The 21048-nt window shown below is 68.4% G+C and carries 21 protein-coding genes; 13 read left to right on the forward strand and 8 right to left on the reverse strand.

The features are described from left to right. Positions 1–70 precede the first annotated feature (70 nt). From MNR00_RS10690 to MNR00_RS10705, 4 genes are all read left to right on the forward strand, one after another. Positions 71–2131 (forward strand): TPM domain-containing protein, encoded by a 2061-nt coding sequence (locus MNR00_RS10690; protein ID WP_241925911.1) that lies wholly within the window; start codon positions 71–73, stop codon positions 2129–2131. A 68-nt stretch (positions 2132–2199) separates the two neighbouring features. Beyond that, positions 2200–2940, forward strand: coding sequence for a PspA/IM30 family protein (locus tag MNR00_RS10695; RefSeq protein ID WP_241925912.1), 741 nt, complete (start codon positions 2200–2202; stop codon positions 2938–2940). 58 nt (positions 2941–2998) lie between these two features. Beyond that, positions 2999–3805, forward strand: a complete 807-nt coding sequence (locus tag MNR00_RS10700; protein WP_241925913.1) for an arginase family protein — start codon at positions 2999–3001, stop codon at positions 3803–3805. 13 nt (positions 3806–3818) lie between these two features. Further along, on the forward strand, positions 3819–4277 hold the full coding sequence (locus MNR00_RS10705; RefSeq protein WP_241925914.1) for a Fe-S oxidoreductase: 459 nt from the start codon (positions 3819–3821) through the stop codon (positions 4275–4277). On the opposite strand, the gene MNR00_RS10710 is transcribed toward MNR00_RS10705, so the two are convergent. Together MNR00_RS10710 and MNR00_RS10715 are read right to left on the reverse strand one after the other, a co-directional pair. After that, positions 4256–4732, reverse strand: coding sequence for an SIP domain-containing protein (locus MNR00_RS10710; RefSeq protein WP_241925915.1), 477 nt, complete (start codon positions 4730–4732; stop codon positions 4256–4258). The two genes, MNR00_RS10705 and MNR00_RS10710, sit on opposite strands and share 22 nt — an antisense overlap. Before the next feature lie 51 nt (positions 4733–4783). After that, positions 4784–5524: a tyrosine-protein phosphatase gene (locus MNR00_RS10715; RefSeq protein ID WP_241925916.1), complete on the reverse strand. Its 741-nt coding sequence runs from the start codon at positions 5522–5524 to the stop codon at positions 4784–4786. A gap of 161 nt (positions 5525–5685) precedes the next feature. On the opposite strand from MNR00_RS10715, the gene MNR00_RS10720 reads away from it, so the two are divergent. The 6 genes from MNR00_RS10720 to MNR00_RS10745 are packed head-to-tail and all read left to right on the forward strand — an operon-like array spanning position 5686 to position 11582. Further along, the gene (locus MNR00_RS10720; protein WP_241925917.1) at positions 5686–6591 is read left to right on the forward strand and encodes an alpha/beta hydrolase; all 906 of its coding nucleotides are present in this window, start codon (positions 5686–5688) and stop codon (positions 6589–6591) included. 38 nt (positions 6592–6629) lie between these two features. After that, entirely contained in the window at positions 6630–8162 is a 1533-nt protein-coding gene (locus MNR00_RS10725) for an ABC transporter substrate-binding protein (RefSeq protein WP_241925918.1), read from the forward strand. 3 nt (positions 8163–8165) lie between these two features. Continuing rightward, the gene (locus MNR00_RS10730; RefSeq protein ID WP_241925919.1) at positions 8166–9116 is read left to right on the forward strand and encodes an ABC transporter permease; all 951 of its coding nucleotides are present in this window, start codon (positions 8166–8168) and stop codon (positions 9114–9116) included. Next, on the forward strand, positions 9116–9997 hold the full coding sequence (locus MNR00_RS10735; protein ID WP_241928823.1) for an ABC transporter permease: 882 nt from the start codon (positions 9116–9118) through the stop codon (positions 9995–9997). The genes MNR00_RS10730 and MNR00_RS10735 overlap by 1 nt, the downstream gene beginning before the upstream one ends. After that, complete coding sequence (locus tag MNR00_RS10740; protein ID WP_241925920.1) at positions 9994–10785, forward strand: ABC transporter ATP-binding protein; 792 nt, start codon at positions 9994–9996, stop codon at positions 10783–10785. The genes MNR00_RS10735 and MNR00_RS10740 overlap by 4 nt, the downstream gene beginning before the upstream one ends. Next, complete coding sequence (locus tag MNR00_RS10745; protein WP_241925921.1) at positions 10782–11582, forward strand: ATP-binding cassette domain-containing protein; 801 nt, start codon at positions 10782–10784, stop codon at positions 11580–11582. The genes MNR00_RS10740 and MNR00_RS10745 overlap by 4 nt, the downstream gene beginning before the upstream one ends. A gap of 28 nt (positions 11583–11610) precedes the next feature. Here the strand turns inward: MNR00_RS10745 and MNR00_RS10750 are convergent, their stop codons facing one another. Then, entirely contained in the window at positions 11611–12801 is a 1191-nt protein-coding gene (locus tag MNR00_RS10750) for an FAD-dependent monooxygenase (protein WP_241925922.1), read from the reverse strand. A gap of 37 nt (positions 12802–12838) precedes the next feature. On the opposite strand from MNR00_RS10750, the gene MNR00_RS10755 reads away from it, so the two are divergent. Further along, positions 12839–13396 (forward strand): TetR/AcrR family transcriptional regulator, encoded by a 558-nt coding sequence (locus tag MNR00_RS10755; RefSeq protein ID WP_241925923.1) that lies wholly within the window; start codon positions 12839–12841, stop codon positions 13394–13396. Here the strand turns inward: MNR00_RS10755 and MNR00_RS10760 are convergent. Genes MNR00_RS10760 through MNR00_RS10770 form a run of 3 tightly spaced genes read right to left on the reverse strand, consistent with a single transcriptional unit; the run spans position 13382 to position 15410 of the window. Continuing rightward, positions 13382–13930: a GNAT family N-acetyltransferase gene (locus MNR00_RS10760; protein ID WP_241925924.1), complete on the reverse strand. Its 549-nt coding sequence runs from the start codon at positions 13928–13930 to the stop codon at positions 13382–13384. The two genes, MNR00_RS10755 and MNR00_RS10760, sit on opposite strands and share 15 nt — an antisense overlap. Then, positions 13927–14625 (reverse strand): uracil-DNA glycosylase, encoded by a 699-nt coding sequence (locus MNR00_RS10765; protein WP_241925925.1) that lies wholly within the window; start codon positions 14623–14625, stop codon positions 13927–13929. Before MNR00_RS10765 ends, MNR00_RS10760 begins: the two co-directional genes overlap by 4 nt. Beyond that, entirely contained in the window at positions 14625–15410 is a 786-nt protein-coding gene (locus MNR00_RS10770) for an SDR family oxidoreductase (protein ID WP_241925926.1), read from the reverse strand. Before MNR00_RS10770 ends, MNR00_RS10765 begins: the two co-directional genes overlap by 1 nt. 157 nt (positions 15411–15567) lie before the next feature. Here MNR00_RS10770 and MNR00_RS10775 point away from each other — a divergent pair, with 157 nt between their 5' ends. Then, a complete protein-coding gene (locus MNR00_RS10775; protein ID WP_241925927.1) occupies positions 15568–16890 on the forward strand; it encodes a bifunctional o-acetylhomoserine/o-acetylserine sulfhydrylase in 1323 nt (440 codons plus the stop codon). Between the two features lie 72 nt (positions 16891–16962). Here the strand turns inward: MNR00_RS10775 and MNR00_RS10780 are convergent, their stop codons facing one another. After that, positions 16963–19011 (reverse strand): cell wall-binding repeat-containing protein, encoded by a 2049-nt coding sequence (locus MNR00_RS10780; protein ID WP_241925928.1) that lies wholly within the window; start codon positions 19009–19011, stop codon positions 16963–16965. A 120-nt stretch (positions 19012–19131) separates the two neighbouring features. Between MNR00_RS10780 and MNR00_RS10785 the strand changes: the two genes are divergently transcribed. Further along, on the forward strand, positions 19132–20337 hold the full coding sequence (locus tag MNR00_RS10785) for a homoserine O-acetyltransferase (protein WP_241925929.1): 1206 nt from the start codon (positions 19132–19134) through the stop codon (positions 20335–20337). A 41-nt stretch (positions 20338–20378) separates the two neighbouring features. Here MNR00_RS10785 and MNR00_RS10790 read toward each other — a convergent pair whose 3' ends face one another. Then, positions 20379–21047 (reverse strand): NUDIX hydrolase, encoded by a 669-nt coding sequence (locus tag MNR00_RS10790; protein WP_241925930.1) that lies wholly within the window; start codon positions 21045–21047, stop codon positions 20379–20381. Between the last annotated feature and the right edge of the window lies 1 nt (position 21048).

Raw genomic sequence — 21048 nt, forward strand, 5'->3', positions numbered from 1 at the left:
GCGCTGACGGCGAACGCCGAACAGCCCGCGGATGCTGTCGCGTGTCGGCGCGAATGCATAGACTCGTCGCATGGGGGCGCGGCTGCCGGTCGGAGGGAACACGATGCGAACACGGTGGCTGACGTCTGCCGCACTGGTGCTGGCCGCGACGATCGGTGTCTTCACCGCATCCGCGGCTGCTGCGACCGACCCGGTCACGCTCGACGCGGGCTATGTCACCGACGTGGTCGGTGCGCTCTCCCCCGCGCAGGAGGATGCCGCCGAAGCCCGCCTTCAGGAGCTCAGCGACAACTCGTCTGCGGATCTGTTCGTCGTGCTCGTCGACGAGTTCACCTCGCCGTCGGACCGCATCGAGTGGGCTGACACTGTCGCTGCGCAGAACAACCTCGGCCCAGAGCAGTACCTGCTCGCGATCGCGACCGAGCAGCGCGCGTACTACATCTCGGCTGCCACGGGCGGCCCGCTCACCAACAGTCAGCTGGATGCCATCGAGGAGAAGATCCAGCCTCTGCTCGCCCAGAACGACTGGAGTGGAGCGATCGCACTGGCCGCCGATGAGGTCCAGGGCGACGGCGGCGCCGGAATGATGCGGATCCTGCTGGTGCTCCTCGCGATCGCCGTCGTGGTGCTCATCATCTGGCTCCTCGTGCGGTCGGTGCGCAAGCGCCGCCGCGAGGCGGCCATCCGCGCCCGCGGCGCGATGCCTGAGAAGCCAGACCCGAACAACCCGTTCTCCACGCTCACCGACGAGCAGGTGCAGACCCAGGCCGGCTCTGCACTGGTGCAGGCCGATGACGCGATCACCTCCAGCCGTGAGGAGCTCGGGTTCGCGATCGCCCAGTTCGGCGACCAGGCGACCGAGGAGTTCACTCAGGTCATCGAGTCCGCTCAGGCCAAGATGTCCGAGGCGTTCGGCCTCAAACAGAAGCTCGACGACGAGATCGAGGACACGATCCACGATCGACGCGCTTGGAACATCCGCATCATCCAGCTCTGCGACGAGATCGATGATCTGCTCGACGCCAACACCGAGGCATTCGACGCGCTGCGCGCGCTGCAGCAGAACGCCCCGCAGGAACTCGAGCGCGTGCGTGCCGAACGCGCAGCCCTCGATTCTGTGCTCGCCGGCGCCGCGCCCGCGCTGGAAGCGCTGCGTGCTGAGTACGACGCCGACGCGCTGAGCACGGTGGCCGACAACCCGGAGCAGGCGCAGGAGCGTGCCGCGCTGGCCGATCGCGCGATCGACGCCGCCGCGAAGTCCATCGCCGAGGGCGAGACCGGACCTGCCGCATTCGGCATCCGCACCGCCGAGCAGTCCGTCGCACAGGCGATGCAGCTCGCGCAGGCGATCGCCACGCTCGGCGACGAACTGAAGAACATCGAGTCCCAGGCGCGTGCGCTCATCGCCGAGCTGCAGACCGACATCGCGACAGCAGGCACACTGCCCGATGCCGGCGGGGCGCTGGCATCCGCCGCCGCCACCACGGCGCAGCAGCTGCAGCAGGCGCAGACCGACCTCACGGGGGCAGGACGCAGCCCGCAGCGCGCGCTCGAGGCACTGACGGCCGCGAACGCGCAGATCGATGCCGCCATCGCCCAGGGGCACGAAGCCGTCGCGCAGGCGCAGCGGCAGAAGAACCTGCTCGCGCAGACCCTGACGCAGGCGAATTCCGAAGTGCGCTCGGCGCGCTCGTTCATCGAGACGCGTCGCGGAACCATCGGCTCGACCGCGCGCACCCGTCTCTCACAGGCCGAGTCCGCTCTGAACGAGGCGATCGGCCTGCAGGCGACCGATGAGAAGGATGCGCTCGCCGCCGCGAGCCGCTCTCTCGAGCTCGCCCGCCAGGCGTCGTACTACGCGCGCAGCGATGCGGACAGCTACTCCAGGCAGGCGTCCTCGGACGACTGGGGCAGCGGCCCGTTCGGCGGCGGATCCAGCGGTGGCTCCGGGATCACCGGCGACATCATCGGCGGCATCATCGGCGGATTGATCGCCGGCGGTGGATCGTCCCGAGGCTCTTCCGGCGGCGGCTGGCGCTCCAGCGGCGGCGGCGGATTCCGCAGTTCCGGCTTCGGTGGCGGCCGTTCAGGCGGCGGCCGCAGCGGCCGCTCCGGAGGTGGTCGTTTCTGACCTGTTCCGACACCATCCACACCGACACGACCATGCGACATGCACTGTCCCTCTGAAAGGAACAACCTATGACCAAGCAGTCCATCTTCGGGCGCATCTCGACTCTCGTCCGCGCGAACATCAACTCGCTCCTCGACTCCGCCGAGGACCCGCAGAAGATGATCGACCAGCTCGTGCGCGATTACACCAACAACATCGCCGAGGCCGAGTCGGCGATCGCCGAGACGATCGGCAACCTGCGTCTTCTCGAGCGCGACCACCAGGAGGACGTGCAGTCCGCAAAGGACTGGGGCAACAAGGCGATCGCCGCCAGCCGCAAGGCTGATGAGCTGCGTGGCTCCGGCCACACGGCCGACGCCGACAAGTTCGACAACCTCGCCAAGATCGCCCTGCAGCGCCAGATCAGCGCTGAGAGCGAGGCCCGGTCCGCCGAACCGCAGATCGCCACCCAGACCGAGATCGTCGACAAGCTGAAGTCCGGCCTCAACGGCATGAAGGACAAGCTCGGTGAGCTGAAGACCAAGCGCAGCGAACTGCTCGCCCGCGCCAAGGTCGCCGAGGCGCAGACCAAGGTGCAGGATGCCATCGGCTCGATCAACGTGCTCGACCCGACCAGCGAGCTGGGCCGCTTCGAGGACAAGATCCGCCGACAGGAGGCGCTTGCCCAGGGCAAGGCCGAGATCGCCGCTTCGTCGCTCGACGCTCAGTTCGAGAGCCTCGAGGACCTCGGTGAGCTCACCGAGGTCGAAGCACGGCTCGCCGCGCTGAAGGCCGGCGGCAAGCCGCAGGCGGCCCTCGAATCCGAGTGATCCCGAGGGGTGGGCGCTGTACCGCACCCACCCCTCCTCTCTCCACACGGAGAACCACATGACCCGATTTCTGATAGCCCCGCAATGGCAGGGCTCCCCCTCAGCCCGCGCGATGCTGCTCGTCGACGGCGCCGCCGCCATCTCCGGCGACCTGCCCCGCCGCGACACCACCATCCTGGATGTGCCACTGGAGGCCGGCGAGGCACTCGGCACTGGAGTGCACCGCCTCAGTTCTCTGCTGCGCGTGCGCGAACTGCTGCGCGAGGGCATGGCCGCTGCCGATGACACCGCGGTCGTGATCGGCGGCGACTGCAGCGTGAGCGCTTTCGCCCTGTCGGCGCTCGACACCTCTGACCTCGCAGTGCTGTGGTGCGACGCCCACGGCGATCTGCACCACCCAGGGTCTTCGCCGTCAGGCGCGTTCTCCGGCATGGCTCTGCGCGCGATCCTCGGCGAGGGCGAGCCGCAGCTCGCGCTGTCACCCGGCGTCGCGCGTGAGCGGGTGATCGTGCTCGCTGCGCGCAACATCGATCCCGCCGAAGAGGACGAACTCGCGCGGCTGACCACTTTCACCTCCGCCGACATCGAGAATGCGGATGCGATCGCGGCAGCCGTCTCGGCGACCGGCGCCGCACGCGTCTGGGTGCACATCGATGTCGATGTGCTCGATCCCGCCGAGTTCACCGGCGTCTCGGATGCCGCACCGTTCGGAGTCACCACCGCCGCGCTAGTCGCGGTGATCAAGAGGGTGCGCGAGCGCGTGCCGCTGGCCGGGGCGACGATCGCCGGTTTCGCGCCGCGCGATCCAGAAGATGCGGTGCACGACATGGGCGCGATCCTGCGCCTGATCGGCGCCGTGGCATGAGCAGCGCAGGCGCATGAGCGAAGACTGGCGGCCCGAGGCCGAGCGCATCCTGCAGCGCGGACGACGGTTCGACCGACGCATACCGGCGGTCCTGCTGCGATCGCCGATCAGCCGTCTCGGCTACTGGTGGGGCACCTCCGTCGGCTGGCTGTGGGGGTCGCTGTGGAGCACAGGACCTGTGGAACGTCACCACGGACTGTGGGTCTTCCGCGGACTGCCCAAGTGGGCTTTCATGCGCGGCGGCGTCTGCGTCGGCGGATGCTTCCTGACCGGGGACGCTGCGCCGTCAGAGGCGGTGCTGCGGCACGAGGCCGTGCACAAGCAGCAGTGGCTGCGATACGGCTTCCTGATGCCCGTGCTTTACCTGTTCGCAGGGCGCAACCCGCTGCGCAATCGCTTCGAGATCGAAGCGGGACTGGAGGACGGCGGCTACGTGCGCCGCCAGCGGTCTCAGCGGACGGGCAGCCCGTAGCGCTCTGGCGCGTGGATCGCCGCGAGGTCCATTCCGTGGCGCTCGGTGAGATGCTCGACGATATCTGCCGTGCTGAGGAAGTCTCCCAGCAGCGTGACCTCTGTGCGCATGGTCGCCTCGGACTCGTCGCACAGCATCTCGTCCGCCCAGGCCACCGCAGCGCGAGTCAGTGCCTCACCCGTCGCGCAGCGACGGCCGCTGCCCATGGCGCCGGCACGCCGCGATCGCGGCAGCCACGTGACGGTCATCCTCGGCGGCGCGGTGACGACGCTGACGTCCTCGGACTCCGGCACTTCGATGAACACGCGGCCGACCGCACACAGCGGAAGCGTCGCCAGTACGACCTCGAGCTCGGCGAGCGAGTTCTCATCGGCGGTGAGCAGGTGCTGCACCTGCGGACGACGGGATGCGCGGCGTGCGGCTCTGGTGCCGGCGACAGTCGTAGCGGTGCTCATGATGAGTCGAGTCTACACCTTACAAAGGCTTGCCTTACCTTCCTTGGAAGGTCACTCGACCAGTGCAGCGCGCAGCGCGTCGAGCTCTCTACCCGAAAGACCCGCATCTCGAAGGTACTCAGCGGCCGATCCGTACCGCTCATCGATCTCGGTCAGCAGTTCGGCCATCACCGGCGCCGGCGACTCGGTCGCGAGCTGGATCGCGTGCCGCGCATCCGGCAGATGTGCCCGGAAGTACTCGATCACGGCACGGTTGCGTGCTGCCGGCAGCTGCGACGCGGTGAGTGCGTAGTCTGCGACGACAGCATCCCGATCCGCGCCGACGGCGCTCAGCGCCAGGGCCACAGTGACTCCGGTGCGATCCTTGCCCACCGTGCAGTGCACGAGCGTGGACTCTCCGGCAGCGATCACCCGCACGGCCTCCGCGAGCCGATCGGACGCGTCGTAGACGAGGTGGCGGTACATCCCGGCGAGGTCCATGTCCTCGTCGAAGAACGACGCGGCCGAGCCGAGGAACAGCGGGATCCGAACCGTCGACACATCGGTCAGTGCGGACGGCTCGGCTGTGACCTCACTGTCATCTCGCAGGTCGACGACGCGGTCCACCCTCTCGCGCAGCAGCATCTCTCCCTCCGGCGTCAGGCGAGCGAGCTGTCCGGAGCGCAGCAGCCGCCCGCCGCGCACACGGTCCGCTCCCACGGGAATGCCGCCGACGTCTCGCAGGTTGGCGACACCGGGGATGCTGATGACCGTCATCGATGGAACCGGGATCGACGCGAGTGAATCATGCATCCAGCCTAAGCGAGAGCAGCACCCAGAGAGACGGCCAGCGAAATGCAAACAGCCAATCACTTCTCAGCTATACATGCTGTTCTGCTAAATGTTACGCCGATTGCTCTGGCATTCTGATCCCGCATTTCCCGCCGGCCCCCGTCCGATAGGAGAATATCGCCGTGGTACACGACACCGATGAGTTCCGCTACCTCCCTGCCCAGGCGGGGACGCTCGGCACGGCCGTTCCCGCAGCAAAGCGCGTGACGCACACGCTGCCCGACGGCCGCGAGTTGAGCGCACTGCGGTTCGGCGACTCCGGCCCTCAGGTGACACTCCTGCACGGTGCCGGCCTCAACGCCCACACCTGGGACACAGTGTCGCTGCTTCTCGGGCATCCGACACTGGCGATCGACCTCGCCGGCCACGGCGATTCCACGTGGCGCGAGGATCTCGTATACTCCCCCAGCGCCCTCGCAGCCGACATCGCCCACGCCATGCGGGAGTGGACCTCGCAGCCGCAGGTGCTCATCGGCCATTCGCTGGGAGGACTCACCGCCGCGGTGATCGCTGCCCAGCATCCCGAACTCGTCAGCGAACTCGTGATCGTCGACGTGGCGCCAGGGCTCGACACGGACGCCGCCCCCGCCGTGCTGCGCGACTTCTACCAGGTCACTGACTTCGACTCCCGCGAGGCCGCCGTCCAGCGCGCCGAGGCCTTCGGCTTCGGCGGGACCCGAGAGGACACCGAGCGCGGGGTCTTCTTCAACACCAGGGTCCGCGCCGACGGCAGGGTGGAGTGGAAGCACCACTTCGCACAGATCATCGGACACGCCTTCGACGCGCTGAACACCGCCAATCGGGCATCCGACACCGACCCGTGGGCCGACCTCGCTGCCGTCACCGCGCCCGTCACCCTCGTGCGCGGCACCCACGGCTTCCTGCAGGACGCCGACGTCGCAGAGTTCTCCCGCAGGCTGCCTGCGGCATCCGTCGTCACCGTCGACGCCGGCCACAACGTTCAGGAGACAGCGCCGGGCACCATAGCCACCCTCGCCTCCGACGCCCTGAATCGAGCGCACCGCTGACCCGAGCGGCGCGACACAGCATCCCGAGAGGACTGACCTTGCATTCCTTCACCACCGCACGTCGATCGGCCCGCCTGGCCGCGATCGCCCTGCTCGCGGCCGGCGCCCTCGTGCTGACCGCCTGCGCCGGAAGCTCGCCCGAGCCGACGCCCACCGCGACCGGCAAGTCCGACCCCGATGCCACCCTCACTGTCGGCCTGGTGCTCGAGCCGACCAACCTCGACATCCGGCACACCAGCGGAGCCGCGCTCGAGCAGATCCTCGTCGACAACATCTACGAAGGCCTGGTGACCCGCACCCAGGACAACGAGATCACCGACCGTCTCGCCAGCGCGCACGAGATCTCGCCCGATGGGCTCACGTACACCTTCACGCTGAACGAGGGCATCACCTTCCACGACGGCGCCGCACTCACCTCCGCCGATGTGGTCGCCTCCTACCAGACGGTCAAGTCGGATGCCACTGTGCAGGGCAACGCGGAGTTCGCCGGAGTGACCGCGATCACCGCGCCCGACCCGACGACCGTCGTGATCACCCTCGCGCAGCCCGAGCAGAACTTCCTGTTCACGCTCACAGGCCCTGCCGGGCTGGTGTTCAAGAAGGGCGACACGACTGATCTGAAGACCGCAGAGAACGGCACCGGCCCATTCGTGCTGAAGCGCTGGGCCAAGGGCAGCGCCATCACCTTCGACCGGTTCGGCGAGTACTGGGGTGACGCGGCCACCGTCGGTGAAGTCGTCTTCCAGTACATTCCCGATTTCACCGCTGGGGTGAACGCCGCGCTCGATGGATCGGTCGATGTGCTGACGGCCGTCGACCCGAACCTCGTATCGCAGCTGGAGGACAGCGGCGAGTTCCGCATCACCACCGGTCGCACCACCGACAAGGCGACCCTGGCATTCAACAACGCGAAGGCTCCGCTGAACGATGTGAAGGTGCGCGAGGCGCTGCGCCTTGCCATCGATCATGAAGCGCTGGTCGAAGCCGTCGGCGCCGGCCAGACCCAGTTCGGGCCCATCCCCGAGCTCGACCCTGGATACGAGGACCTCTCCGACCTGGTGCCGTACGACCCGGCCAAGGCGAAGGCCCTGTTGAAGGAAGCGGGCCACGAGAAGCTCGACCTCACGCTGACGATTCCGTCTTTCTACGGCACGACCGTGGCTCAGGTGCTGATCTCGGACTTCGCCAAGGTGGGCGTCTCTCTGGAGGTCAATCGCGTGGAGTTCGCCACCTGGCTCGAGGACGTGTACACGAACCACGACTACGAGCTGAGCTTCGTGCTGCACGTCGAGCCGCGTGACTTCGGTAACTGGGCGAACCCGGACTACTACTTCAACTACGACAACGCCGAGGTGCAGAAGCTGTACGCGCAGTCGCAGGCCGAGATCGACCCCGACAAGTCGGCCGACCTGTTGGCCAAGGCCGCCCGAATCGTGTCTGAGGATCACGCGGCGGACTGGCTGTACACCGGCGAGACGCTGACCGCGCTGATCCCAGGCGTCTCCGGCTTCCCCGAGGACTCGATCAACTCCCGCATCAACCTCGCGGGCGTCACCAAGACCGCAGACTGACCGGTGCTCCGCTACGCGCTCACACGAGGAGCCCTGTTGATCGCAGGGCTCCTCGTGTCGAGCGTGGTCATCTTCCTGACACTGCGCGTGCTGCCGGGAGATGTGGCACAGCTGATCGCCGGCACGCAGGCGAGCCCCGAGACCGTCGAGGCGCTGCGTGAGTCGCTGGGGCTGAACCAGCCCCTGATCGTGCAGTACCTGGGGTGGATCGGCGGTGTGTTCCGCGGCGACCTCGGCACCTCTCAGCTCAGCGGTACCTCCGTCAGCGCCGAACTGTTGGAGAAGTCCAGAGTCACTGTGCCGCTGGGGCTGATTGCGATGACCATCGCGCTGCTGATCGCCGTGCCGTTCGGGATCATCTCCGCCCTGCTGCGCGGCCGCGCAGGAGGCACGGCGATGAGCGTCGGCGCACAGGCGATAGCTGCAGTGCCGGTGATCTGGGCGGGCATGATCCTGGTGGTCGTGTTCGCGCACTGGCTGGGGTGGCTGCCGGCGCAGGGATTTCCCCGCAGCGGTTGGGCGATTCCGGCGAAGGCGTTCGAATCGCTGCTGCTTCCGGCCCTGACGATCGGCCTGGTCGAGGGGGCGATGCTCATGCGTTTCGTGCGCAGCGCCACCCTGCAGGCCGCTGGCGAGGACTTCGTCCGCACCGCGGCCGCCAAGGGCCTGACCCGGCGACAGGCCCTTGTGCAACACGGCATCCCGGCGGTAGGCCTGTCGATCGTCACCGTGCTCGGTCTGCAGGTGGCGGGCATCATCGTCGGCTCGGTCGTGATCGAGCAGCTGTTCACCCTGCCCGGAATCGGGCGGATGCTGGTGGCCGACGTCGGCACGCGCGATCTCATCAAGGTGCAGAGCGAACTGCTCGTGCTCACCGGTTTCGTGCTCGTGATCGGCTTTGTCGTCGACCTGGTGCACCACGCCATCGACCCGCGTCAGAGGGAGGCCGCATGATGCCCCGCTGGCTGCGCGCGCTGCTGTCGTCCGCGACAGGATGGTTCGGCGTCTCGGTCGTGCTGCTGATCGCCGTCACAGCGCTGGTCTCGCTGTTCTGGACTCCGTTCGATCCGATGCTCTCCAATGTGCGCGATCGCTGGGAGCCGCCAGGCTGGCCGCATCTGCTCGGTACCGACGGCACGGGACGCGACATCCTCAGCCTGCTCATGGCCGGCGCCCGCACCACGGTGTTCGTCGCGGTCGGGGCTGGCGTCATCGCCACGATCGTCGGTGTGCTGCTGGCCGCCCTCGCTGCGCTGACAGCGCGGTGGATGCGCGAGACGGTCGCCGTGCTCGTCGACATCCTGATCGCCTTCCCCGTGCTGATTATCGCCATGATGATCTCCGCCGTCTGGGGCGGATCGCTGTGGGTGGTGGTGTTCTCGGTCGGCATCGGGTTCGGTGTCAGCATCGCCCGCGTCACGCGCCCCGAGCTGCGCCGCGTGCAGAAGAGCGACTTCGTGCTGGCGGCCAAGGCGAGCGGCCTGACGACAGCGCAGAACCTGCTGCGGCATCTGCTGCCCAACGTCGCCCCGGTGTTCATCGTGCAGCTCTCCTGGTCGATGGCAGTCGCCGTTCTCGCCGAGGCGGGCCTGTCGTATCTGGGCTTCGGTGCGTCACTGGCCGAGGCATCCTGGGGCACGCTGCTCGCCGACCTGCAGCGCTACATCGGCGTGCATCCGCTCACAGTGGTGTGGCCGGGCCTGGCGATCACGATCACCGTGCTCGGACTCAACCTGCTCGGCGACGCGCTGCGCGAAGCCACGGACCCGACGCTGTCACGCCGCGCAGCGCAGGTGCAAGCCGGGCTCGCCGGTGAAGGGTCGGTGGTGGCGTGACTCTGCAGGTGAACGACCTGGTCGTCGAGATCGGCGGGCGACGCGTGCTGGACGGCATCTCGTTCGAGGTCGCCGACGGCCAGCGCCTCGGACTGATCGGCGAGTCCGGTTCGGGCAAGTCCCTGACGGCGCTCGCGGTGCTGGGGCTGCTGCCGGAGGGCGCGAGCGCGCACGGCAGCATCCGATGGAACGGCACCGAACTGCTGGGGATGCCCGACCGCAGACTCGCCGAGCTGCGCGGCGACGAGATCGGCATGGTCTTCCAAGAGCCGCGCACCGCGCTGAACCCGATCCGCACTGTCGGACGCCAGATCGCCGAGGCGGTGCGCATCCACGAGCGCATCGGACGCCGCGAAGCCCGTGAACGGGCGATCGCCGAGGCCGCGCGGGTGCACCTGCCGGAACCGGAGTCGATCATCGATCGCTACCCCCATCAGCTGTCAGGGGGGCAGCGCCAGCGCGTCGCGATCGCCATGGCGCTCGCATGCCGCCCGAAACTGCTCATCGCCGACGAGCCGACCACCGCGCTGGATGTGACGATCCAGGCGGAGGTCCTGCAATTGATGCTCTCGCTGGTCTCCGAGCAGGGCATGTCGCTGGTGTTCATCACGCACGACCTCGCCGTGCTCTCACAAGTCGCCACCCACGGCGTCGTGCTCGACGAGGGCCATGTGGTGGAGACGGCACCGATCGAGACGCTGCTGACCACGCCGTCGTCACCCGTGACGCAGGCATTGCTGCGTGATGCCACGGCCACCCTGTGGCGGCCGGAAGGCGGTGCATCATGAGTCTGATCCGTGCCGAAGGGCTCAGTCGCAGCTTTCCGATCCCGAAGCGGCACCTGTTCGAAACCGGCCGCTCCAACGTGGCCCTGCATCCCACCGATCTCGAGATCGCCGATGGCGAGTCGCTCGGGCTGATCGGCGAGTCCGGATCAGGCAAGTCGACGCTGGTCAGGCTGCTGCTCGGTCTCGATCAGCCCACTGCAGGCCGGGTCGTCGTGGATGGACGCGAAGTGGATGCTGACGCGCGCGCCCGCTCGCTGCACTGGCTGCGGAGGCAGACCGGGCTGGTGTTCCAGGACCCGTACGCGTCGCTCGATCCGCGCATGAGCGCAGGGCAGATCATCGCTGAGCCGCTGTGGGCGCTGGACGTTCCAGGCGACCACCGTGCCCGCGTGCGCGAAGTGCTCGTGCAGGTGGGCTTGGAGGCCGATATGGCCGAGCGCCATCCCCACGAGTTCTCCGGCGGACAGCGACAGCGCATCGCCATCGCCCGCGCGATCGCCCACCGGCCGCGCATCCTCGTCGGCGACGAGCCGATGTCGGCGCTGGATGTGACCGTGCGGGCGCAGGTGCTGACGCTGTTCGAGAAGCTGCGCGCCGAAGAGGGCCTGACGCTCATCCTCGTGTCGCACGACATCGGGCTCGTGCAGAACCTCAGCGACACGGTCGCGGTGATGAAGGACGGCCGGATCGTCGAGCACGGCACGACGCATGCCGTGCTGCAGCGCCCCCAGCAGGACTACACCAAGGCGCTGCTCGCGGCGATCCCGGTCATCGATCGCGGCACGCGGCAGGAGTGAACCCACCGTCCGCGTCGCGGAGAGGCTCTCAGGACAGGTGCTCGGGGCGCGCTCCCAGCCCGATGAACCGTCCGGTGACGTGAATCAGCCAAGGAAACCGTCGGATCGTGCGCAGCAGAGGCGGCATGGGCGCATCGGGCCCGGTCTCGCGCAGCAGCGGCCCCTGTGCGCGACGCTGGATCACCTGGGTCAGCACGACCGGCCAGGCACGTCGGCGCTGCACCCTGCGCAGGTCGCGGACACCTGGGTCGCGCCGGGCGAGCACCGGCGCGAGGATGCGCGCGGTGGCCACGGCGTCTTGCACGGCGAGATTGATCCCCACTCCCCCTGCGGGCGACATCGGATGCGCCGAATCGCCGATGCACAGCATCCCGGCGGTGTGCCAGCGGACAAGCCGCTCGAGCCGCACGCGCAGCAGGTGGATGTCGGCGGTCCGCAGCCCCTCGCGGTCCATCGACTCGGCGAGGTGCGGTGAAATCCGACGCAGGCGCCGGCGCAGATGCGCGAGGTCGGACGTCGATCCCGACCAGGAACCGGCGGGGATGACATGGGCGATCTGGAAGAACCCCTCCCGCTCGATGGTGATGATCATGCCCGCACCGGCCTGGATGAACGGGAACCTCTGCCCCGCCGTCCTCGGCAGGCGAAACCAGAGCACATCCATCGCAGCAGCCATGCCCTTGAGCTGCATCCCCGCGAGTGAACGCACCACGGAATCGCGCCCGGATGCGTCGATGACGAGCCGTCCGGTGACAGTGACCCCGCCGTCGGGCCCTGTGCCGACCACTCCGACGATGCGACCCCCTTCGCGCAGGACGCTCTCGACGCGCGTCGAACGCAGCAGCCGGAAGCCGGGGTACCTGGCCGCCGCATCAGCCAGGATGTCGAGGAAGTCCCATTGCGGCATGAAGCACATCACCTTTCGGCGAGTGGGCAGCCGTGAGAAGTCGGCGAGCGGCACCTCGACACCGTGCCAGCTCAGCCCGATCCGCGCCATGTCCGAGTGCGGGCGAGCCAGCAGCTCATCCAGCAGGCCCAGCTCACCGAGCAGCTCCTGAGTCGCCGGATGGATGGTATCGCCGCGGAAGTCCCGCAGGAAGTCGGTGTGCTTCTCGATGACGGTCACGTCGCGCCCTTGTCGTGCCAGCAGCAGGCCGAGCATCAGCCCTGCCGGCCCACCGCCGACGACGACCGCCTCGGTCCGGATGAGCGTGTTCATGGCACCAGGATGCCCGGCGCGATGCGATCATGCGATGGTGGTCAATAGCCGAAGGGGCCGACCCGCGAGTGCCGGCCTTGCACGCCAGAGCCTGATCGACGCCGCCCGCCGCCATCTGGAGGCTGGCGACCTCGCAGAGGTGTCGTCCCGCGCGCTGGCAGACGAAGCGGGTGTGAGCCACACGCTGGTCAATTATCACTTCGGTTCGCGTGATGGCCTTGTGGCGGCCGTGATCGGCGCGTGGGTCGCACCGCACGACGTGGTCGCGCTGGCAAGGGACGAGAGCGGCCGGATCGACCTCAGACGCCTCGCCCAGGGAATCCTTGCCGCGTGGGAGGACCCGCGGATCGGCCCGAGACTGCGCGAGGCCGCCGGCAGTTACGCCGCCGGCGACCGCGCCTCCGATACGGTCGGCGCCTATATCGACAGCGCCGTGATCAAGCCGCTGATCGAAGAATTCGGGCTGGCCCGGGGCCGGCGTCTGCTCACCGTCATCGTCGGGTTCCTGTTCGGGCGCTATGTGCTCCGCATCGCGCCACTGGCAGCGCTGAACCGTGATGAGGCGGCAGCGCATCTGATGTCACTGCTGCGCTGATCCCGCTCTGGCAGGGCGTTCGCCGCCCTGCCGGAGTGCCTTCTGCATGAGGTGAACGCCCAGCGGCATGCCGAACTTCTCGCCCACGTCCGTCAGGTGCCCCGCATCGGTGAATCCCGCCTTGTGGTGCAGCGCGATCGAAGCCTCGGCTCCGCGGTCGGCGATCACGGCGATCACCTGACGCAGACCCGCGCGTCGGCACGCGTCGAGGAACTCGGCGAGCAGTGCCCACCCGATGCCCCGGCCTGCGGCTGTCGGCGAGAGGTAGATCGAGTTCTCGATGGTGAACCGGTACGCCGCCTTGGGTGACCACGGCTGGCCGAGGGCGTACCCCAGCACCTCGCCATCAGCGGATGCCGCGACGAGGAACGGGATGCCGGCGGATTCGATACGCGTCCGCTTCTCGGCCCACGTCTCGCCGGTGGACTCCACCTCGTCGTAGGTTGCGGTCGAGGTGCGCACGTAGTGGTTGTAGATCTCCCGGATGGCAGGCATGTCAGCATCCGACACCGGCCGGATCGTCAGCGCGCTCACGCTTCACCGCCCACGCGCCAGTCGATTGGCTCGGCGCCCGCCTGCTCCAGCACGGCGTTCGCCCGCGAGAACGGACGAGAGCCGAAGAAGCCGCGACTGGCCGACAGCGGCGATGGATGCGCAGACTCGATCACAGGGGTAGCACCGAGCATCGGCCGCAGGCCCGCGGCATCCCTCCCCCACAGAACCGCCACCAGCGGCCGCTGCCGATCGACGAGGGTGCGGATCGCGAGCTCGGTGACCTGCTCCCAGCCCCAACCGCGGTGGGATGCCGCGGCCCCCGGCCGCACGGTGAGCACCCTGTTCAGCAGCAGCACGCCCTGATCGCTCCACGCCGTCAGATCGCCGTGCGGGGCGGGCGGGATGCCGAGGTCACTCGCGCGCTCCTTGTAGATGTTGCCGAGGCTGCGGGGCAGCGGGCGCACGTCGCGGTCCACGGCGAACGAGAGGCCGATCGGATGCCCTGGTGTAGGGTACGGGTCCTGGCCGGTGATCAGCACTCGCACGTCGGCGAGGGGCCGCTGGAACGCTCGCAGCACATTGGCGCCGGTTGGCAGGTAGCCGTGGCCGGCGGCCTGCTCGGCGCGCAGCCGCTCGCCCAGCTCGGAGATCAGAGGCTGCACCGGCGCCAGGGCCTGCGCCCAACCGCGATCGATGAGGCCTTCGTCAGCCAGTTCGGCGAGGCTGTGCGGCATCAGTCGACGTCAGTGCGCACGTGCAGCGGACCACGCGCCAGCAGGTGCTGCGCGGACTGGGCGACCGGGCGCATCGTGATCAGGTCGAGGTTGACGCGGCGGGGCGCGTTCAGCGCGTAGGCGATGACATCGGCGACATCCTCGGCCAGCAACGGCTCCTCGACTCCGGCGTACACGGCCTCGGCCGCGACGCTGTCTCCGCCCAGCCGGTTCAGGGTGAACTCCTCGGTGTGCACCATGCCAGGGGCCACCTCCACCACCCGGATCGGCTCGCCGTTGAGCTCCTGCCGCAGCACCTTCACGAGCATCGTCTCGGCGGCCTTCGCAGCGTTGTAGCCGGCTCCGCCGGGATAGGGAGTCTGCGCCGCGGTCGAAGTGACGAACACGGTGTCGGCATGTCCGTCTGCTGCCGCGGCCTTGCGCAGCAGCGGCAGGATGCCGGCGACCAGCCGCTGCGTGGACAGCACGTTCGCGTCGAACATCCACTGCCAGTCCGAGACCGAGCCGCCCTCGACGCTGTCGGTCCCACGGGCGCCGCCCGCGACCTGCACGAGCGCGTGCACGGGGCCGGTGCGCTCCAATTCGCGCACGAGCGCGTCGACAGCATCCGAGTCCGTCAGGTCGCACGCGATCGCCGAGGCGCCGGTCTCGGCGGCGAGCGCGGCCAGCCGCTGCTCGCGTCGTGCGACGCCGACGACATCCCAGCCCTGTGCGCGCAGCGCGCGCACAGTCGCCTCCCCGATTCCGGTACTCGCTCCGGTCACCACGGCACGTCTGTTCACCATGCATCCACCGTACGGCTTTTCGCGGCGAATGCCGGTCGCGGAAGTGTTACGTAACATTTCCCGTCGCTTGTTGACGGATGCGCCGATCCGTACTCTCGGTGCAAGGCATCCCGCCGCATGACGCATACCCGCACACCCTGACTCCCGGGAGAACTCCATGTCCGCAGCTGAGAACTGGCGCTTCGAGACCAAGCAGATCCACTCGGGCGCAGCGCCCGACCCGGTCACCAAGTCGCGTGCCACGCCGATCTACCAGACCACCTCCTACGTGTTCGACAACGCCGACCACGCAGCGAATCTGTTCGCGCTGGCCGAGTTCGGCAACATCTACACCCGCATCCAGAACCCGACGCAGGACGTGCTCGAGCAGCGCCTCGCAGCCCTCGAGGGGGGCACCGGCGCCCTCGTGCTCTCCAGCGGCCAGGCCGCATCGACGTTCGCGATCCTCAACATCGCTGAGGCGGGCGACCACTTCGTCGCGTCCAGCTCGATCTACGGCGGCACCTACAACCTCTTCAAGTACACGCTCGCGAAGCTCGGAGTCGAGGTCACGTTCGTCGAGAACCAGGACGACGCCGACGAGTGGCGTGCGGCCATCCGCCCGACCACGAAGCTGCTCTTCGCCGAGACCATCGGCAACCCGAAGATCAACGTGCTCGACATCCGCACGATCGCCGACATCGCGCACGAGAACAACGTGCCGCTGATCGTCGACAACACGATCGCCACGCCGTACCTGATCCGCCCGTTCGAGCACGGTGCCGACATCGTCATCCACTCTGTGACCAAGTTCCTCGGCGGTCATGGCACCACGATCGGCGGCGCGATCGTCGACGGCGGCACCTTCAAGTGGTCCGAGCACGTCGACAAGTTCCCCGGACTGACGGAGCCTGACCCGTCCTACCACGGCGCCAGCTACACCACGGCGGTCGGCGACGGCCTGGCCTACATCATCAAGGCCCGCGTGCAACTGCTGCGCGACCTCGGCTCGGCGATCGCGCCGCAGAGCGCCTGGAACCTCATCCAGGGCGTCGAGACGCTGTCGCTGCGCATCGAGCGCCACGTGCAGAACGCTCAGGAGATCGCCGAGTGGCTTGAGAACCACGACGACGTCGCCTCAGTGAACTACTCGGGTCTGCCCTCGTCGCCGTGGTACGCCAAGGCCAACCAGTACGCCCCCAAGGGTGTCGGCGCGGTTCTCTCGTTCGAACTGAAGGGCGGCGTCGGCGCCGGTCGCGAGTTCGTCAACAGCCTGTCGCTGTTCAGCCACCTCGCCAACATCGGCGATGTACGCTCGCTGGTCATCCACCCGGCATCCACCACCCACTCGCAGCTCTCGCCCGAGCAGCAGCTCACCGCCGGCGTCACGCCGGGCCTGGTGCGCCTCTCGGTCGGTCTCGAGAACGTCGCCGACCTCAAGGCCGACCTCGACCAGGCCCTCGCAGCCGCGCGTCAGGTCACCGAGGCCGCCCGCGCCTGACCCTCACCGGTCAGCAGAGACGACGCCCCTGGACTGTAAAGTCCAGGGGCATCGTGCGTGCCAACACTCATCTCATGGCGCACAGGCGACAGGTGCATCGAAGGAAAGCGCACCGCTCCCACCCAGAAGCGTCACCTTCTGCGCCTTGGTGCGGACCAGATCGGTGATCGTCGCAACCGGCATGCACTCGGCCGACGAGAGGTAGAGCGGACCGGGTGCCGTCTTCTGCAGGGATGCCGCGGCGAGCGCATCCGGGAATGCTCCGCCGAAAGCGATGTAGGCATGCGGGGCCGTTCCTGGCGCTGCCAGGCGCGATACAGCGATGGACGTCGCGTATCGGTCGATTCCGGAGACTCGGTCGACGGCGATGCCCTTGCCGAACGAAGAAGCGACTCCCGTTGACACAGCGCCGGCGCCACCGAGGACAGTGACGCGTTTCGTGCCGAGCCGCTTGAGCGCCGCGAGTGTAGCGGCATCGGCCTTGCGCGATTTGCCGTCCACGAGCAGGACCGGCGCCGAAAGCGTCTGTGCCGCGGGAACAGCTGAAAGCGCATCTGGAAAGTCCCGTCCGGTCGCGATGAGCACCCGCTGGCCGGCGCCGCCACCATATGCCGACGCGATGACGGCCCGCGACGTCGCATAGCGGTCCGCTCCGCCGATGCGAGTCACCGACGGGCCCAGCGCTCGCAGTTGCGAAAGCACGCCGTTCGAGACGACACCCGTGCCGCCGACGACGACGACCTTGGCCGGACGCAGCCGGAGCAGCTCGGCCTTCGTCGCTGCGGGCAGCGCCGTCGCGCCGGTGAGCAGCAGCGAAGAGCCGGTCTTCGCGACCACGGGTCCCGCCGACAGCGCATCGGCGAAAGAGGTTCCCGAGGCGATGTAGACCGTTCGTGGACCGGTTTTCGGGAACGCCGCGCGTGAGATCGCGGCCGCCGTCGCGTATCGGTCGGCGCCGGCAGCTCTGGTCACGGTGGCGTCGACAATCGCTCGATAGCAGAAGTACTGGCTCATCGGGATCCCACCGGCCACCGTGGCGGTCTCGACGAGACAGACCCTGCGCCCCGCGACCGATGGCGGAACGAGCAGTGCCCCACCAGGCGCAGCGGTGGCGAGCACGCCATGCGTCAGATCCACGCTCTCCGTCCACAGCGGCGGCTGCCCCAGAACGAGCCGGTCGACGACCTTCGCATCTGCGGGCGCCCACGACGCGGGTGTCAGCGACACCTTACTGCCGACTGCCAGGGTGTCCCCCGTCGGTGCCACCAGATCCTGGGTTACGTACGCGGCGGTGACAGTCGCTGTCACGCACGACTGCGGAACGCTCAAGCCGCTGTCGTCTCGGAAGGTGGCGCACACGGTGTATCTGCCGGGTGGCGCAGGGTCGATGACGGCTGTCATCCCCCGCAGGCCAACGACGCCCGGGTGCTGGGCGACAAGCGCGTCGGACGGCTCGGCCGTTGCCGGCATCCCGTAGAAGCCCGGCACTGGCCGTGCGCTGCCGGGAACCTCAGCGGGCCCCTGCCAGTCGACCTCGATCTCAGCGCTGACCCCGGTGCGATCCCAGCTGTCCGCTGCCCATCCATCGATGTACAGTCCGGACCTGCCTGAGTGGGCTCCGACGGACGTGAGGCCGCCCTTGATACTCCTGATCGGAACCGTGGCCTTGCTGCAGCCGAGGCTGGTCCAGCTGGCGGCGGTCGGCGACGGGTGCCCGGGCGCCGCCTTCGCGCACACCGTGTAAGTGCCCGGCTTCGATACGTCTGCGGTGGTCCAGAATCCGTGATGCACCGTGTTGCCGAACCTCGGATCCTTGTCCCGATGGTCATTCACGCCGTTCGTGAACGACTGCGTCGACAGGAGAGGCTGCTCGAAGGAGGTCGCCACCGGTCGACCGTCGGGTCCAGTGACCGTCACACGCACGAGGTTGTTGTTGGTGTAGATGTCGCGCAGGTCCTTGGACCATCCGTAGATGTCGAGCCGCGGTCCCTCGTCGAACAACACTGCCACCTTCTCGATCCGTCCGCTCATCACGGAGGCGGCGGCCGCCGGGGGCGATGTCGCGACCGCTGCGGGGATCAGCAACCCGACTAGCGCAAGGACGAGAGCAAATCGGCGCATCCTTGCGCCCCCTTTCAACGGGACAATTCCTGACTTGATCGCAACAGTACATCCACGGCGCTGATCGGCCGCACGCGTAACCTGCAAGCGCACCACTGCCGGGCACGCGAGAATAGAGCCATGGACTGGCAGACGACCTCTGAGGACACGGTGCCGTCGGCGCCGGTGACCGAGGCCGACGTGCGTCTGCTGCGCGCCCGCCCACCCGCCACCGGCGCGTGGCGCGACGGCGACCCGGCCGGAGACCGGCGCTTCACGTTCCTCGGCGACTTCCGCACCGAGAACGGCGCGCACCTGCCGAACACCCGCCTCGCGTGGGAGTCCTGGGGCGAGCTGAACGAGACCCGCGACAACGCGATCCTCATCCTGCATGCGCTCACCGGTGACAGTCACGTGCGGGGGGACGCCGGCGCCGGGCATCCGACCGCCGGCTGGTGGCAGGACATCGTCGGACCTGGTGCGGCGATCGACACCGATCGCTGGTTCGTGATCGCGCCGAACATGCTGGGTGGATGCCAGGGATCGACCGGCCCCGCGAGCATCGCCCCCGATGGACGCGAGTGGGCCTCGCGCTTCCCCTATCTGACGATCCGCGACCAGGTGACCGCGCAGATCGCGCTGGCCGATCACCTCGGCATCGACCGCTGGGCGGCCGTGATCGGCGGCTCGATGGGAGGCATGCACGCTCTGGAGTGGGCGGTCATGCAACCGGAGCGCGTCGAGCGCCTTGCGGTGCTCTCCTCTCCCCCCGTCACCACCGCCGACCAACTGGCGCTGAACTTCGTGCAGCTGGAGACCGTCCGCATGGACCCGCGCTTCGCGGGCGGCGAGTACTACGACGCCGGCCTCGGCGAGGGTCCTCATCGCGGGCTCGCTCTTGCCCGCCGCATGGCGCTGCTGAACTACCGCAGCCCGATCGAGCTGAACCAGCGGTTCCAGCGCTCATGGCAGTCCGGAGTGTCTCCGCTCGGTCGCGGCGGCCGCTTCGCGGTCGAGTCCTACCTCGACTTCCATGGCAACAAGTTCACCCGCCGCTTCGACGCGAACAGCTACCTCACCGTCGTCGAGGCCATGAACTCGCACGACATCGGTCGCGACCGCGGCGGCGTCGAGCAGGCCCTGCACACCGTCACCGCGAAGACGCTCGTGCTCGGCATCGACACCGACAGGCTTTTCCCCGTCGACGGGCAGCAGCGCATCGCGCGCAGCATCCCGAACCTGATCGACGATGAGGCGATCGTGCTGACGAGCGACTTCGGTCACGACGGCTTCCTGATCGAGACCGATCCGGTCGCCGAGAACCTCGAACGACTGTTGGCGTCCTGACGCGGTGCAAGCCTGCGAGACGCCGCGAGATCGGATGCTGATCAGCGGCGCTCGTACACCCAGGGCAATGCGTCCATCGTGAGCCTGTGCCGCGAGCCGGCAGCGCCGCCCGCATCCGGGTAGTCCTCGTCCCCTGCCCACACCGCTCGCATGCCGGTCTCGGTAGGCAGCATCCGCGTCTCGAACGAGGCCACATCAGCGATCTGGGCGAAGGCATCGTCGACGCTGCGGTAATCGAGCAGCCCTTGCAGGGTCACCCAGGTCGGTGGGAACAGGGTGAGCGAGCCGGCGGCGTGCGCCGTGAACGCCGACTGCGGCGTCATCCATTCCGCCGCGTCGATCTCCCCGGCATTGGCGTGCACCACATCGCCCTGCTCCCTGGCAAGGAAGAACCAGGTGCGGAACTTCGCCGGTGCCTCCGGTGGCGGCACCCAGAGTGACAGCGGCACGAGTGAATGCACCCGGATGCAGGCTTCTTCGGACGTCTCGCGCACGGCGGCGCGCAGCGCAGCATCCGACTCCGTCTCGACGCCGACGCGGTCGGCGGGGTCGACTCGGCCACCGGGGAACACCCAGGCGCCGGCGAAGGAGCCGGAAGGCGGACGGCGCAGCATCAGCGTCTCGAGCCCCGCTGCGCCGTCGCGCAGGACGACGGCGGTGCCGGCGACGCGGATGCCCTGTTCTCGGGTGGACTGCGCGGGGTTGCTCACC

This window comes from Microbacterium sp. H1-D42 (assembly GCF_022637555.1).
Taxonomy (GTDB): Bacteria; Actinomycetota; Actinomycetes; order Actinomycetales; family Microbacteriaceae; genus Microbacterium.